We start from the raw sequence: 14,373 nt of genomic DNA, 5'->3' as shown, positions 1-14,373 counted from the left end.
CCGCCGCGAAGGGTGAATCAGAGTCCGACGTCGGACGCCTTCAGGAAGCCCGAGTCGATGAGCTTCGACTGGACGTCGTCCTTCACGACGACCTCGGGGGTCAGCAGGTAGGAGGGCACGACCTTCTTGCCGTTGTCGTAGGTCTTCTCGTCGTTGACCTCGACGGTCTTGCCGTCCTTGATCTCCTGGATCATCGTGAACACGCGGTCACCGAGGGCGCGGGTGTCCTTCCAGACGGTCATCGCCTGAGCGCCGTCGAGGATCGCCTTGACGTTGGCCTTGTCGGCATCCTGGCCCGTGATGATCGGGTAGTCGGCGCCCGGGGTGTAGCCGGCCGACTTCAGCGACGCCTCGATACCGATGGCGAGGCTGTCGTTGGGCGAGAGCACCACGTTGACCTTCTTGCCGTCGCCGTAGAACGACGAGAGGCGGTTGTCCATCTCGGCCTGCGCCTTGTCGGACGCCCAGCCCTGGATGCCGATCGACGCCCACGCGTCGTCGTTGGCCGGCGACTTGCCGCTGGGAACGACCAGCTGGCCCTTGTCGACGTACGGCTTCAGCACGTCCCACGCACCGGCGAAGAAGAACTTCGCGTTGTTGTCGTCGGGGCTGCCGGCGAAGGGCTCGAGGTTGAACGGACCCTTGCCGTCCTTGAGGCCGAGCTGCTCCTCGATGAACTGACCCTGGAGGGTGCCGACCTTGTAGTTGTCGAACGTGGCGTAGTAGTCGACGTTCTCGCTGCCGTTGATGAGGCGGTCGTAGGCGATGACCGTGGCGTTCTGCGCCTTGGCCTCCTGCAGCACCGGTCCCAGGGTCGATCCGTCGATCGCGGCGATCACGAGGATCTTCGCTCCGCCCGAGATCTGGTTCTGGATCTGGCTGATCTGCTGGTCGGTCTTGTTGTCGGCGTACTGCAGGTCGACGGTGCAACCGGCGTCGGTGAGCTTCTTCTGGAGCTGCTCGCCGTCGTTGATCCAGCGCTCGAGGCTTCGGGTCGGCATCGCGATACCGACGTTGCACTCGGTGCCGCCGCCGGAGGCGTCGCCGCCGCCGGAGGTCGCGCGCTCCGAGCTGCACGCTCCGAGACCGACGGCGAGTGCGGCGATGGCCGCACCGGTCAGGATTTTCTTCAGCATGTGATCTGCGTTCCTCTCTGAACTGCAGGGACCCCCATGGTCGTACCCGTGCCCTCCCCGGCACAGATCGGGTACGCCTTCGTCCCGGCTCTCTGGTTGCCGTCGCAATTATGACGGCTCCGAAAAATTATCTAGCCGCGGGGGTTTTGTCTATAGCCACGTCAAAATTCACCCCGGCCGTGATCAGACCGTGATCAACGCTCGTCGCGGTCCATCCCGGACCACAGGTCACCGCACTCCACGAGTTCTGCATTCTGCGCGATCAGGTACGGCCGGGCCCCGATGTCTCCGCTCACCGCGGCGCTTGGGGTTGATCGTGCGAGGCCGCGTTCTCAGACAATGCCCCGCGATCATCGCGCCCGCCACATGGAGACAGACCATGACGAACATGACTCGGGTGAACTTCAGGCGCTCGATCTAGGGCCGCCAGATGATCTCACTGGCGAGTTTCACGGCCCTCAGGAGGCCTGAGTCCGCGTCCTCGCCACGATCAGTGAAGGCGCGGACTCCCCGCAGGCCACGAGCCGCGCCGCCGCCCCAAAGGATAGGAGCTCGCAATGAACCTAAGCCGGTTCTATCCGACGAGATTTCGTCGCATGTTCGTCATCGGCGCGCTGATGGCCGCCACACTGATCACCATTCAGGCGCCGGCCGTGGCGCAAGCGAGCGATTGCCGATGGATCTTTTGCGGAACGGTGAAGAACGCAAGCACTTCGCAGTTCTCCGTCTTGGTGGGATCCAACTGGAGCAACTCAGCGGGCCGCCCTACCGGAGTCACTTCCTCTTTGCGTCCCGGGCAGACTTCACGGGACGCCATGAAGGACGCAGATGGGTATTTGCTCGTCAAGGGAGTTTGCGCGTGGTTCTATGGGGCTGGCGGCACGACCCAAGCCAAGAACTACCTCAAAGGAGACGGCGCCTGGCACAAAATCGGCGACGACTTCGCGTTCACCCTCAATACGTACAGGTGCTGAAGAACCATGAGAGACAAACTGCTCGTAACCGCACTTCTCGGGTTGTCGTTCGTCGTGGGCGTGCTGGTCAGCCTCACGGTGCCGTTCATCGCCCTCTCCGCGGTCGGAGCCGACGCGCCGTCGTTTACTCCTTATTTGGCAGCCACGTTGGTCGCCTTGGTGGCGATCGGACACGGCTACGTCGCCTTCCGGGTTTACCGCGCAAGACTCGCTTAGCGCACCGTTTCCGAGCTCGTTGTCGGCCCTCCAACTCGTGGTCCGCTTAGTTGCGACGGGGTTTTGCGCCTTGTCGTCAGCAGCCCGCTCGCTGCCTTGAATTTGTCTGTCCCGAGCGGTGCCCCCGCTCTCTCCCGCCACGTCAAAATTCACCCCGGCCGTGATCAGACCGTAATCAACGCTCGTCGCGGTCCATCCCGGACCACAGGTCACCGCACTCCACGAGCTCCGCGTTCTGGGCGATCAGGTACGGCCGGGCCCCGATGTCGCCGCTCACCGCGGCGCTCACCGCGTCCCAATGCGCGCGTCCGATCAGCACGGGGTGTCCGGGTGAGCCATCGTAGACCGCCTGCGCGAGCGCGTCGGGCTCTGCGCGACGGACGAGGCGTGCGATCGCCGCGGGGCTGGCATCCGGAGTGTCGACCGGCATGACGACCGCGGCCGGAGAGGTCCCGGATGCCGCGGACGCAAGGCTCGCGCGAAGGGATGCCGAGACGCCCGACGCCCAGTCGGGAACGGGCACGATCGTGACATCGGACGGGACGAGCGGAGCGGCCTCGCCGACCGACGCCCCGAGTGCGACGAGGATCTCGCCGCACCCGCCCGCGCGCAGAGCGCGGACCGCAAGGGCCACCCACGGCGTGCCCGCGGGGGTGCGCGCGAGTGCCTTGGGGCCGCCGAAACGGCGCCCCGCGCCCGCCGCCAGGACCACTCCGCACGGCGGTTCGAGGGCGGCGGCGGGCATGGTCACGACAGCGTAGCGTGCACGAAACACGCCCCGAGTACGGTCGCGTCCATGCTCGATCTGGCCGCCGACCTGCTGCCGCTGCTCGACGCGGGAGTGCCCGTCGCCGCGGTCACGGTCACCGCGGTCGTGCGCAGCGCTCCGCGCGGAGTGGGCGCCACGCTCGCCGTCACGCGGGACGCGCGGGTGATCGGGTCGATCTCAGGCGGCTGCGTCGAGAACGACGCCGTGATGCTCGGCCTCGACGCGCTGCGCACGGGAGAGGTGCGTCGAGCACGCTTCGGGTTCTCGGACGACGGCGTCGTCACGCCCATCGCCGCGGGGCTCGCGTGCGGCGGGGCCGTCGACGTCGTGGCCTACCCGGTCGATGGTGCCGCGGCGCGGGCGGCGTTGGGGGACGCCCGCGCCGGCCGGGAGGCGACGCTGCGCCTCGACCTCGACGGCGAGCCGCTCGAGCTGCACCGACCCGCCCTCCCGCGGTTGATCGTGCTGGGCGCGGGCGAGCACGCCGCCGCCCTGTGCCGGCTCGGAGCGGCCGCGGGCTTCGCCGTGACGGTGTGCGACGACTGGGCGCTTCTGGTCACGCGCGAACGGTTCCCGGATGCCGCCGAACTCGTCGTCGCGGCTCCGCACGAGTATCTCGAGAACCTCGACTCCCCCGACTCCCGCACCGCCGTGTGCGTGCTGACGCACGACGAGCGGCTCGACGTCCCGGCCCTGCGCACCGCCCTGCGGATGCCCGTCGGCTTCGTCGGCGCGATGGGCGCGCGCGCCACCGTCGCACGCCGCGCGACGTTCCTCCGCTCCGCCGGGGTCACGGATGCCGAGCTCTCACGCCTGCACTCCCCCCTCGGCCTCGACCTCGGGGGTGCCACCCCGGAAGAGACGGCGCTGTCGGTGATCGCCGAGATCGTGGCATCCCGGAACTCCGCCAGCGCGCGGCCGCTCCGCGACGGACACGGCTCCGTGCGACGCCGAGACGCCTCGTCGGACTCGTGCGCGGTGAGGAGCGCGTGAGCGCTCTGGTCGTGCGCGGCGCGGTCGCGGTGGTCGACGGCGTCGGCGGAGTGCACACGGGAGATGTCGTCAGCGTCGACGGAGTGATCGTCACCGGCGCCGCCCCCGAGGGAGCGACGATCGTGGACGCCACGGGGTGCGTGGTCACGGCGGGTCTCGTGAACGCCCACCACCATCTGCTGCAGACCGCGTTCCGGACGCTTCCCGGCACCCGCGGCATCCCGATGCGCGAGTGGCTGCCGGCGATGGCAGCGGCTTACACCGCCGCGGGAGTGGACCCTGAGCTGACCGGACTCGCGGCGCGCGCCGGCCTCGCCGAAGCGCTGCTGAGCGGTGTCACGACCGTCGCCGACCACCACCTCACCTGGCCGAGCGGCGCCGACACCGTCGGCATGGCGCGGGCCGCGGCCGAGGCCGCAGCCGGGCTCGGGGCACGCCTCGTGTTCGTGCGGGGAGCCGCGCGCGACGATCCGCAAGAGGCCGCGACCTCGGCCGACGCGATCGTGCGGGCGCTGGTCCCGGGCGCCCCGGGCGGCGTTTCGGGCGACGGGATGCTGCAGGTCGCCGTCGGGCCCGCCGGCGTGCACAGCGACCCCCGTGAGACCTTCGCGCTGCTCGGCGAAGTCGCCCGCGAGCACGGGCTGCGCCGACGCACGCAGGCCAACGAGGTCGTCGACGTCGAGATCGCGCTCGACCGTTACGGTGCGCGCCCCCTCGACCTCCTCGAGGAGTGGGGCTGGCTCGCCCCCGACGTCACCCTCGCCCACCTGTGCGACGTCACCGATGACGAGATCGCCCGGGTCGCGGCATCCGGGGCCTCCGCGACGCACGCGCCGGGCTGCGACGTGCCGATGGGTTGGGGCGTCGCTCCCGTCCGCCGCCTGCTCGACGTCGGCATCGCCGTGGGGCTCGGGACGAGCGGCGGAGGCAGCAACGACGCGGGGCACCTGCTCGCGGACGCGCGCCTGGCGATGCAGGTGTCAGCTCTCGTGGGGCCGCAGCTGCCGGCATCCGAGGTCCTCTCGCTCGCGACGAGCGGATCGGCGGACGGGCTGGGGCGGCCCGAGCTGGGCCGCCTGACGCCCGGGGCCGCCGCCGACCTCTGCCTCTGGGACGTCTCGGGAGTCGCGGATGCCGGCGTCGCCGACCCCGTGGCCGGGCTCCTGTGGGCATCGCCGGGACGACGGCCGCGCACGGTCGTCGTCGGCGGACGCCTCGTCGTCGACGAGTGGCGCCTGCTGACCGCCGACGAGGACGAGGTCGTCGCGCGACTGTTCGAGAGGGTGGGACGATGACGACCATGGCTCCTGCGACGTCGGTCGACGACTCCCCCACCGGCGACGAGAGGCTCGGGGCCCGGGTCCGCGGGCTGCGCAAGGCGCGCGGGCTCACCCTCACGCAGCTGGCCGAGGCCGCCGCGCTGTCGCACCCCTTCCTCAGCCAGCTCGAACGCGGACTCGCACGGCCCAGCATGGCCAGCCTCGAACGCCTCGCGCGGGCGCTGGGAACGAGCCGCGTCGAACTGATCGCGGCCTCCGAGCCGCGCCGCGCCGACGCCGATGCGGAGCCGTCGTTCGTGCTCGCCGACGAGGGCGCGATCGGACCGTACGCCGAGGGCACGGCGCGCCTGCTCGCGGACGGACCGCGCCGGTTCGAGCCGCTCGAGTTCTCGGGCTCGAACGCCGTGCCCGGTGACCACTACATCCACGAGGAAGACGAGTTCCTCACCGTGCTCGAGGGCACGATCGTGATCTCGTTCGGGCCGTTCGGCGAACGCCGCCTGTCGGTGGGGGATTCGGTCTACTGCCGCTCGGGCACACCGCACCGCTGGCACTCCCCCGACGGCTCTCCGTACCGTCTGCTGATCGTGAAGGAACTCGTGCACGGACCTGTGGACGGATCGGTGGACGACGGGAGCCAGGGAGACACATGAGCGGTGGAGTGACCTTCGAGGCCGTTGTCCGCGAGCGACGGGAGGCCGCCGACGGCGTGATCGTCCTCGACCTCGAGCGCGCGACCGGTACGCTCCCGCACTGGTCGCCGGGCGCGCACATCGACGTCGTGCTGCCCGGGGGCATCGAGCGGCAGTACTCGCTGTGCGGATCGCCGAGCGAGCGCGGCACGTGGCGCATCGGCGTGCTCCGCGAGCGCGAGGGCTCGGTGTGGCTGCACGAGAACGCTCAGGTCGGCGCCGCCCTGCGGGTGCGCGGACCCGCCAACCACTTCCTCTTCGCGCCCACCGCGGGCCGGTCGTACGTGTTCGTCGCGGGCGGCATCGGCATCACGCCGATCGTGCCGATGATCGAGGCGGCCGAGGCCGCGGGTGCGAGCTGGACGCTCCTCTACGCGGGCCGATCGCGGCGCACGATGGCCTTCGTCGACGAACTGGCCGAGCGGTACGGCGAGCGCGTCGAGGTGTACGCGGCCGACGAGGGGCACCGCCTCGACCTCACCGAGCGCTTCGGGACGCCGACGGCGCGGACCGTCGTCTACTCGTGCGGACCGGCGCGCTTGTTGGAGGCGATGGAGAACGCGATGGCCGGCTGGCCGCGCGGCAGCCTGCACCTCGAGCGTTTCGAGGCGAAGGTGCTCGGCCCGCCGGTGTGGAGCGAGCCGTTCGAGGTCGACCTCATGATGTCGGGGATCACGGTGACGGTTCCGCCGGAGCGCTCGATCCTCGACGTCGTCGAGGAGGCCGGGGCCGTCGTGCCGTCGAGCTGCCGCGTCGGCACCTGCGGGACGTGCGAGGTCGCGGTGGTCGACGGCGAGGTCGAGCACCGCGACTCCGTGCTGTCGCCGGAGGAACAGGATGCCAACCGCTCGATGATGGTGTGCGTCTCGCGGGCGGCGTGCGGGCGGATCACGCTCGAGCTCTGACGCGGCGTCGTGAGAACAGGGGATACCACGGGAACAGGGCGATCGCCGGACCGACGGCTCGTTCTCGCGGCAAGCCCTGTTCTCGCGGCACGCCCTGTTCTCGTGGCATCCCCTCTCCCGTGACGATGCGCGCGGACCCGCCGACGACGGAGCCCGATGTCAGGGGCGGAACACCGCGCGGACGCAGCCGTCGCTCTTCTTCTTGAACATGGCGTACCCCTCGGGCCCCTCGTCCAGCTGCATCACGTGGCGAGGTGCTCGGTGCGGAGCTCGTCGCGCGCCATCCGCTCAAGGAGCATCGGGATATAGCGGTGCCCGTGCTGCTGGGCCGAGTGCCTGCTGGCGCGTGGGGCGCTACGTTCCCGTCTCGCAGGCGCGTCCCGCCTGAGCCAAGAGCGCGGTCGACGTCGACCGGTACCCGTCTCGCTCGCCGTCGACGCGGTATCCACTTTGCGAACGGCTCCCCCCTGGTCGAACCACCGACCTATCGTTTTGCTCACATAGCGGTCTCACCACCGCTTGACAGCCCGATAATCGGGCCGGTACGCAATGACGCGGACACCTCTTCGCGTCTCGACGAGAGAGACAGGAAGCATGGCAACGATCGGCATAGTCGGCGCCGGAGTCGCAGGTCTTCACCTGGGACTGCACCTGCGGCAGCAGGGACGCAACGTCACCATCTACACCAACCGCACGGCCCAGCAGGTGGCCGACGGCAAGGTGATGAACTCCGTCGCGCATATGAGCGCGACCATCGACATCGAACGCGAGCTCGGGATCGCCGACTGGCCGGAAACGGATGCCGAGTACTCGCTCCACCACCACTACAACGGCTGGGGAGAAGAGCGCCGGTTCAGCGGTGCCTTCGAGAAGCCGGCGCGCGTCATCGACTACCGGATCTACCTCCCCCGCCTCATGGACGAGTTCGAATCACGCGGGGGAACGATCGAGTACCGCGACCTCAGCGTCGCCGACATCGAGAACCTGACGGAGGTGCACGATCTCGTCGTCGTGTCCACGGGCAAGGGAGAGATCGGCGCGCTCTTCCCGCGGCGTGAGGACAAGTCCCCGTTCGCGGCACCGCAGCGCAAGCTCGCGGTCGGCTTCTGGAAGGGCGTCGCCTCGCGCGAGCCGCGCGGAGTCGAGATCAGCCTCGCCCCGCCGGCCGGCGAGCTCCTCGCCATCCCGATGTGGTCGTTCAGCGGCCTCGTCCACGCGCTGCTGTTCGAGAGCGTCCCCGGCGGCGCGCAGGAGATCCTGACCGACTCGCGCTACGAGGACGATCCCGCCCGGTACCGGGAGACGACGCTCTCCATCCTCGAGGAGTTCCACCCGACGGTGTTCGAGCGCGTGGACACGCGCTCGTTCGAGCTGCAGAACGGGGCGAAGGACATCCTGCAGGGCGCCGTTACCCCCGTCCTGCGCGAGGACTACACACTCCTGCCCAACGGGCGGTTCCTGCTCGCGCTCGGCGATGTGCACATGACCGTCGATCCGATCCAGGCCCAGGGTGCCAACTCGGCGGCGTACTCGGCGAAGGTCATCGCGGATGCCGTCGCCGAAGACCAGGTGTTCGACGAGCGCTTCATGAAGAAGGTGGCGCGACGCCGTGCGGAGCGCCTCGAGGCATCCAACGACTGGGTCAACACCATCATCCAGACGCCGCCCGCCCCGCATATCCCCGAGCTGTTCTCGGCGATGGTGCACGATCAGGCGCTTGCCGATCGGTTCACCGAGAACTTCAATCACCCCATCCGCCAGGTCGATCTGCTCGGCACGCCCGAGCGCGTCACCGCGTCACGGGCCGCCACCGCGGCCCTGGTCTAGGAGTCCGCATGCACAAGCTCATCGTTCTGTACCCCGAGCCCGTCGACCGGTCCGCCTTCGTGGACTACTACGAGAAGACTCACCTCCCGCTCGCACAACGGCTGCCCGGCCTCCGCAGCTGGCGGTACTCCGTCGACGTGAGCCCCGACGCCGACGGGAATCCCCCCGCGTACTTCGCCGTCTTCGAAGCCGAGTTCGACGATGCCGACGCCTTCCGCTCGGCGATGGGGTCGTCCGAGGGCCGGGCCGTCGCGGCCGACGTCCCGAACTACGCGTCAGGCGGGGCCGTCATCCTCGACTACGCGCTCGCAGGAGGAGGTGCAGCATGAACAACGAGCTCAGCCCCCAGCAGGTCGACTTCCGGCACGCGATGGCCAACCTCGCCGCCGCCGTTCACATCGTGACGTCGGACGGACCGCACGGACGGGTCGGCATCACGGTGAGCGCCGCATGCTCGGTCACGGATTCGCCCCCCACGGTTCTCGTCTGCATCAACCGCAGCAGCGCCACGAGGAACGTCTTCGCCCGCAACGGGAGACTGGCCCTGAACATCCTCGCTGCCGACCAGGAAGAGCTCGCCCGACATTTCTCGGGCCAGACGGGCGTCCCCATGCCCGAGCGGTTCGCCTGGGACATCTGGACCGATCTCGAGGGGGTGCCCACGCTCACGCAGGCCCGGGCCGCGCTGTCCGGTCGGGTGGTCAGCCTCCTCGAACAGGGCACGCACACGATCTTCTTCGTCGAGATCGACGCCATCCGCAACCGCGAAGACGTCCAAGCGCTGGTGTACGACAGACGTGCCTTCCACGCCGTCGGCGCCGTCGCCTGACGCGGACGCGACACGACCGACCGCACCGCCGACCACACGGAGACACGCATGTCTGTGGGACCGCCCCGCGCGCAGATCGCTCTCTCGGCCCGCGCGCGCTCGCTCGAAGAAGCGCACGCGCTGGGAGCGTCGCTGTACTACCCGCATGTCCTGACGCCCCTGGGCGCCAAGGACGACGTCAGCCTCGTGGCGTCGGCGGCGCGGTTGGGGCCCGTGACCGCCGGCGTTCTGGAGTACTCCTCGGGCATCCGCATCGACACCGGGGAGTACGGGTCGGCGGTGCAGGTGAACGTCCCCCTGTTCGGTTCGCTGAAGACGACGATCGGCGACGAACACGTCCGCGCGACGAACCGGGTCGCCGCCGTGTACCCCCACGACGTCCCCACCGTCATCGCCGGCTGGGACAGCCCGCTGGCGATGCTGGCCGTCAAGCTCGACCGTCGCACCGTCGAGCGCCGTCTCCAGCAGTACGACCAGGCCGTGGACCTGCACGACGTCCCGACTCCGGACGTGCGTACGGGGCCCTCCGCCGACTGGGTGGTGGCGGTGCGACGCGTCATCGCGACCGCCCAACGCCTGCCCGCGATGGACGAGGGCCTCGTCCGATTCCTGGCGGACCGTTGCATCGACGGTCTCGTCCTGGCGCTGACGGCGGACCCGAACTCGCCGTCGTCGGCGGACTCCGCGACGGATCGGACCATCATCGACAGGGCCCGCGAGGCGATCGCGTACTCCAGCGGGCCACTGCTCTCCCTGCACGACCTCTCGCAGTACGTCGGCGTGAACGCCCGCTCGCTCCAGCTCGCCTTCAAACGCGTCCTCGGTCAGACACCGATGCAGGTACAGCGCCGAGAACGTCTGCGCCGCGTAGCGCGCGAGCTCGAGGCATCCGCGCACGGGGTCGACCGCGTCCAGACGATCGCGCTCAAGCACGGGTTCACGCACCTCGGCAGATTCTCGGCCGAGTACGAGCGGACCTTCGGCGAGCTTCCTTCCCGCACGCTCGCCCGCTGACCACCGCCTCCTCGGGTGCCACCGAGCGGGCGTCGACCGACATCCCCGTCCCCGAACTCCGGGCGACGGGCCACCCCTGACGAAAGGCACTGATGTTCACCTCTTCTCATCTCCTGGATCTCGTCGTGGACGAGACCGGACGCGGGATCGCGTCCCTCGACCCTGCGACCGGCGAGACCATCGGATCCTTCCGCCCGATGACCGTCGCCGAGCTGCACGAAAGCGTGGATCGCGCGGCGCAGGCGCAGCCGGCGTGGGCCTCTCTCTCCGACGCCGAACGTCGTCGCTTCCTCCACCGGGCGGCCGACGCCATCGAGGAATCCGCCGAGGCGCTCGCGGAGCTGCTCTCGCGGGAGCAGGGAAAGCCCCTCAACGGGCCGAACGCCCGGTTCGAAGTCGGAGGTTGCGTGGCCTGGCTCCGCGCGACGGCCGAGACCGAGATCCCGGTCGAGGTGATCGTCGACGACGAGACGGGCAGAGCCGAGATGCACTACCGCCCCCTCGGCGTCGTGGGCGCGATCTCCCCGTGGAACTGGCCCATGATGATCTCGATCTGGCAGATCGCGCCCTCTCTGCGGATGGGCAACACCGTGGTCCTCAAGCCGGCGGAGACCACGACCCTCTCGGTGCTGGCACTGGTCGCGGTCATGAACACCGTCCTCCCGGAGGATGTGCTCATCGCCGTCCCGGGTTCGGGCGGAACCGTCGGAGACGCGCTCGTGCGCAGTCCGAAGGTGAGCAAAGTGATGTTCACCGGTTCCACGGCCGTCGGCAAGAAGATCATCGAGGCGTCCGCCGCCAACGTCACGCGTCTCACCCTCGAGCTCGGCGGGAACGATGCCGGTATCGTCCTCCCCGACGTCGACCCGGCGGTCATCGCGGAGGACCTCTTCTGGGGCGCCTTCATCAACACCGGTCAGACGTGCGCGGCGCTGAAGCGCCTCTACGTCCATGACGACATCTACGATCGGGTCGTCGACGAGTTGACGAAAGTCGCCGCAGCCGTGCCCATGGGGCGCGGACTGGACGAGGCGAACGTGCTGGGGCCGCTGCAGAACCGGGCGCAGTTCACGATCGTCGACGAGTTGGTCGAGGCGGCGAAGGCCTCGGGCGCACGCGTGGTGCTCGGAGGCGATCCGGACCGCGACGCCGTGGGGAACTTCTACCCCACCACGCTCATCGCCGACATCGACCCCCGGGAGCGCCTCGTCGTGGAGGAGCAGTTCGGTCCGGCGCTGCCGATCATCCGCTACACCGACCTCGACGATGTCATCGGTCTCGCGAACGCCCTGGAGTACGGCCTCGGCGCCTCCGTCTGGTCCCCGGATCGGAGCAGGGCCCTCGAGGTCGCCGCGCGCCTCACCGCGGGGACGGTCTGGATCAACTCGCACGGCGGGTTGCACCCGCTTGTACCCTTCGGCGGGGCGAAGCAATCCGGATACGGTCGCGAGTTCGGGCTCGAAGGGCTGAAGGCGGTGGCGGAGCCCCAAGTCATCAGCGGGTGACGGTCAGTCCGTCCAGACGTCGAAGGTCCGCCCCAGGCGCTGAACCGCTCTGAGCAGGGCTTCGACGGAGTCGGCCAGCGGCCGGGTGGCGTGGGGGAAGACGATCGCGACGCTCGCGAGCTGTCCGTCGCGGATCCTGACCGGAGAGGCCACCGACTCGAAGCCGAGGAAGGGAGAGCCCTTGGTGTGGACGACACCCCGCGAACGCGCCAGGGTGATCTCGTCGGCCTCGTACGGCTCAGCCGGCCCGAGGGAGAGGATCGCCATCCCCGGCGCGCCGTCGGCCGCGGGCAGACGCGTCCCGCGCCGGATCGCCACCGACGCGGAGTACGCCGCCGGTCGCACCGAGGACAGGACCACCACGTCATCGCGCTGCGGGATGCAGAGGATCGCCGTCGAACTCGTCTCGTTCGCCAGCTCGGTCAGCACCTCTTCGATGCGCACCTCGCCCTCGCGCAGTCCTGCGTCCGCGAACGCCGCCAGCCCCAGACCGATCGTGTAGCGACCGTCCGTCGTGCGGGTGACGAAGGCGTAATCCTCGAAGGTGCGCAGGATGCGATAGACGTTCGATCGCGGGATGCTGAGGGCCTCCGCGAGTTCGTGACTCGAGCGGGGCCGGCCGTCCGCGAGCACTTGCAGCGCGTCGAGCGCACGCCCGAGCGTCTGCGAACGCATCGTCGGACTGCCGGAGGAAGACACCGCCTCAGGCTATCGGTGACGCCGACGGCCCCGGCGAGGCAACGTGCGCGAAGGAGACATACATCGCGGCATCGCCTGGATGTGGACCCGAGAAAGGTTTGTCACGAGGGTCACGCCGAGGAAATACAGCGGAAACGCGTGGTTCCTAGCATCGGAACATCGCCGGATGTTGGTCACACCAACACTGGCCGGCCGCCCCAGGCGACCCGCCCCGATGCCGTGGCTCCCGTCTCGACGCTCGTCTACCCGACTCCTCGGAGGCCCCCGTGTCTGCCGCTCCACCCGTCTCGATCGCTGCGCTCCGCGGTGCGCGCCTGCCCTCCGGCGCGCTCGTCGACATCGCGCTCGACGGTGACGAGGTGTTCGCGGTCGTCCCGGCGGGGAGCCCGCTCCCCGAGACCGACGGCGAGACCCTCGACCTCACCGGCTACCTCGTCACCGCCGCCGGCGCCGAGCCGCACGCGCACCTCGACAAGGCGCTGTCGTGGGATGCCATCCAGCCCCCGTTCGGCGACCTCGAGCGCGCGATCGAGAGCTGGCACGCCTTCGCCGTCGCACTCGACGAGGACGAGACGCTCGGTCGGGCCCGCGCCACGGCGTTGCGGATGCTGGCATCCGGGATCACGTCCGTGCGCACCCACGTCGACCTGCTTCGCGGCGACGACCCGCTCACGGGCGTGCGCGCGATGGTCCGTCTGCGCGACGAACTCGCGGGCCTCATGGACATCGAGCTCGTCGCGCTCGGCGGGCCCACGATCACCGACGACGTCTTCGAAGCCGCGCTCGACGCGGGCGTCGACCTCGTCGGGGGTGCGCCGCACCTCGCCGAGGACCCGATCGCCGACCTCGAGCGCCTCATCGCGCTCGCCCGTCGCCGCGACGTCGGCCTCGACCTGCACACCGACGAGAGCCTCGCCGGAGCAGACACCCTCGCGACCTACGCCCGCGCGGTGACCGGCTGGCATCGCCCCCGCAGCGCCGGCCACTGCGTGCGCCTGAGCATGATGCCCGCGACCGATCTCGCGGAGCTCGCCGAACAGATCCGCGTCGCCGACATCGGCGTGATCGCGCTGCCCATCACCAACCTGTACCTGCAGGGATGGGATGCCGATCACGCGGTGCCCCGCGGAATCGCGCCGATCGGCCGCCTCAAGGCCGCCGGCGTCCGCGTCGCCGCGGGAGCCGACAACGTGCGCGACCCCTTCAACCCCGTCGGACGCTGCGACCACCTCGAGACCGCATCCCTTCTCGTGTCGGCGGGTCACCTCGCTCCGACCGAGGCGATGGATGCCGTGACCGTCGGCGCCCGCGACGTCATGGGACTGCCCGTCGCCGGCCCCGTGCCCGGTGCCCGCGCCGATCTCGTGGCGATCCGCGCCGACTCGCTCGGCGAAGCCGTGGCGTTCGCCTCGGCCGACCGCGTCGTGCTCCACCGTGGTCGGCTCGTCAGCCGCACCACCGTCTCGACCGAGACCGCCACTCCCCTGCCCACCGAACCCCTTCGCGCCGCCGCACCCGCGACGACTCCCTGAAC

15 protein-coding genes are annotated in these 14,373 nt (G+C 69.9%); 12 read left to right on the top strand and 3 right to left on the bottom strand.

Annotated features, from left to right (window positions below):
- Positions 1–17: 17 nt before the first annotated feature.
- A complete protein-coding gene (gene chvE, locus AB0O24_RS15110; protein WP_363376008.1) occupies positions 18–1,136 on the bottom strand; it encodes a multiple monosaccharide ABC transporter substrate-binding protein in 1,119 nt (372 codons plus the stop codon).
- A gap of 596 nt (positions 1,137–1,732) precedes the next feature.
- On the opposite strand from chvE, the gene AB0O24_RS15105 reads away from it, so the two are divergent.
- Both AB0O24_RS15105 and AB0O24_RS15100 read left to right on the top strand, forming a co-directional pair.
- Complete coding sequence (locus AB0O24_RS15105) at positions 1,733–2,110, top strand: hypothetical protein (protein ID WP_275796205.1); 378 nt, start codon at positions 1,733–1,735, stop codon at positions 2,108–2,110.
- Between the two features lie 6 nt (positions 2,111–2,116).
- Positions 2,117–2,326, top strand: a complete 210-nt coding sequence (locus AB0O24_RS15100) for a hypothetical protein (protein WP_275796207.1) — start codon at positions 2,117–2,119, stop codon at positions 2,324–2,326.
- 175 nt (positions 2,327–2,501) lie between these two features.
- On the opposite strand, the gene AB0O24_RS15095 is transcribed toward AB0O24_RS15100, so the two are convergent.
- Positions 2,502–3,071, bottom strand: coding sequence for a nucleotidyltransferase family protein (locus AB0O24_RS15095; protein ID WP_275796211.1), 570 nt, complete (start codon positions 3,069–3,071; stop codon positions 2,502–2,504).
- Between the two features lie 51 nt (positions 3,072–3,122).
- Here AB0O24_RS15095 and AB0O24_RS15090 point away from each other — a divergent pair, with 51 nt between their 5' ends.
- From AB0O24_RS15090 to AB0O24_RS15050, 9 genes are all read left to right on the top strand, one after another.
- Positions 3,123–4,088 (top strand): XdhC/CoxI family protein, encoded by a 966-nt coding sequence (locus tag AB0O24_RS15090; protein WP_363376005.1) that lies wholly within the window; start codon positions 3,123–3,125, stop codon positions 4,086–4,088.
- Complete coding sequence (locus tag AB0O24_RS15085; protein WP_275798289.1) at positions 4,085–5,383, top strand: amidohydrolase family protein; 1,299 nt, start codon at positions 4,085–4,087, stop codon at positions 5,381–5,383. Before AB0O24_RS15090 ends, AB0O24_RS15085 begins: the two co-directional genes overlap by 4 nt.
- Positions 5,380–6,021: a helix-turn-helix transcriptional regulator gene (locus AB0O24_RS15080; RefSeq protein WP_275798287.1), complete on the top strand. Its 642-nt coding sequence runs from the start codon at positions 5,380–5,382 to the stop codon at positions 6,019–6,021. Before AB0O24_RS15085 ends, AB0O24_RS15080 begins: the two co-directional genes overlap by 4 nt.
- Positions 6,018–6,965, top strand: coding sequence for a PDR/VanB family oxidoreductase (locus AB0O24_RS15075; protein WP_275798285.1), 948 nt, complete (start codon positions 6,018–6,020; stop codon positions 6,963–6,965). The genes AB0O24_RS15080 and AB0O24_RS15075 overlap by 4 nt, the downstream gene beginning before the upstream one ends.
- A 594-nt stretch (positions 6,966–7,559) precedes the next feature.
- Positions 7,560–8,792: a styrene monooxygenase/indole monooxygenase family protein gene (locus AB0O24_RS15070; protein WP_275798283.1), complete on the top strand. Its 1,233-nt coding sequence runs from the start codon at positions 7,560–7,562 to the stop codon at positions 8,790–8,792.
- An 8-nt stretch (positions 8,793–8,800) separates the two neighbouring features.
- Complete coding sequence (locus AB0O24_RS15065) at positions 8,801–9,121, top strand: EthD family reductase (RefSeq protein ID WP_275798281.1); 321 nt, start codon at positions 8,801–8,803, stop codon at positions 9,119–9,121.
- Entirely contained in the window at positions 9,118–9,621 is a 504-nt protein-coding gene (locus tag AB0O24_RS15060; protein ID WP_275798279.1) for a flavin reductase, read from the top strand. Before AB0O24_RS15065 ends, AB0O24_RS15060 begins: the two co-directional genes overlap by 4 nt.
- A 48-nt stretch (positions 9,622–9,669) precedes the next feature.
- A complete protein-coding gene (locus tag AB0O24_RS15055; RefSeq protein ID WP_363375999.1) occupies positions 9,670–10,635 on the top strand; it encodes a helix-turn-helix domain-containing protein in 966 nt (321 codons plus the stop codon).
- A gap of 92 nt (positions 10,636–10,727) precedes the next feature.
- Complete coding sequence (locus AB0O24_RS15050; protein WP_363375997.1) at positions 10,728–12,140, top strand: aldehyde dehydrogenase family protein; 1,413 nt, start codon at positions 10,728–10,730, stop codon at positions 12,138–12,140.
- A 3-nt stretch (positions 12,141–12,143) separates the two neighbouring features.
- Here the strand turns inward: AB0O24_RS15050 and AB0O24_RS15045 are convergent, their stop codons facing one another.
- Complete coding sequence (locus AB0O24_RS15045; RefSeq protein ID WP_363375995.1) at positions 12,144–12,839, bottom strand: helix-turn-helix domain-containing protein; 696 nt, start codon at positions 12,837–12,839, stop codon at positions 12,144–12,146.
- A 266-nt stretch (positions 12,840–13,105) separates the two neighbouring features.
- Between AB0O24_RS15045 and AB0O24_RS15040 the strand changes: the two genes are divergently transcribed.
- On the top strand, positions 13,106–14,371 hold the full coding sequence (locus AB0O24_RS15040) for an amidohydrolase family protein (RefSeq protein WP_363375992.1): 1,266 nt from the start codon (positions 13,106–13,108) through the stop codon (positions 14,369–14,371).
- The last annotated feature ends 2 nt before the right edge of the window (positions 14,372–14,373 follow it).

Source organism: Microbacterium sp. NPDC086615 (assembly GCF_040686055.1).
In the GTDB taxonomy this organism is placed as follows: Bacteria; Actinomycetota; Actinomycetes; order Actinomycetales; family Microbacteriaceae; genus Microbacterium.
The sequence above is the reverse complement of the archived record's forward strand: the minus strand, read 5'-3'. Positions and strand labels throughout refer to the sequence as shown.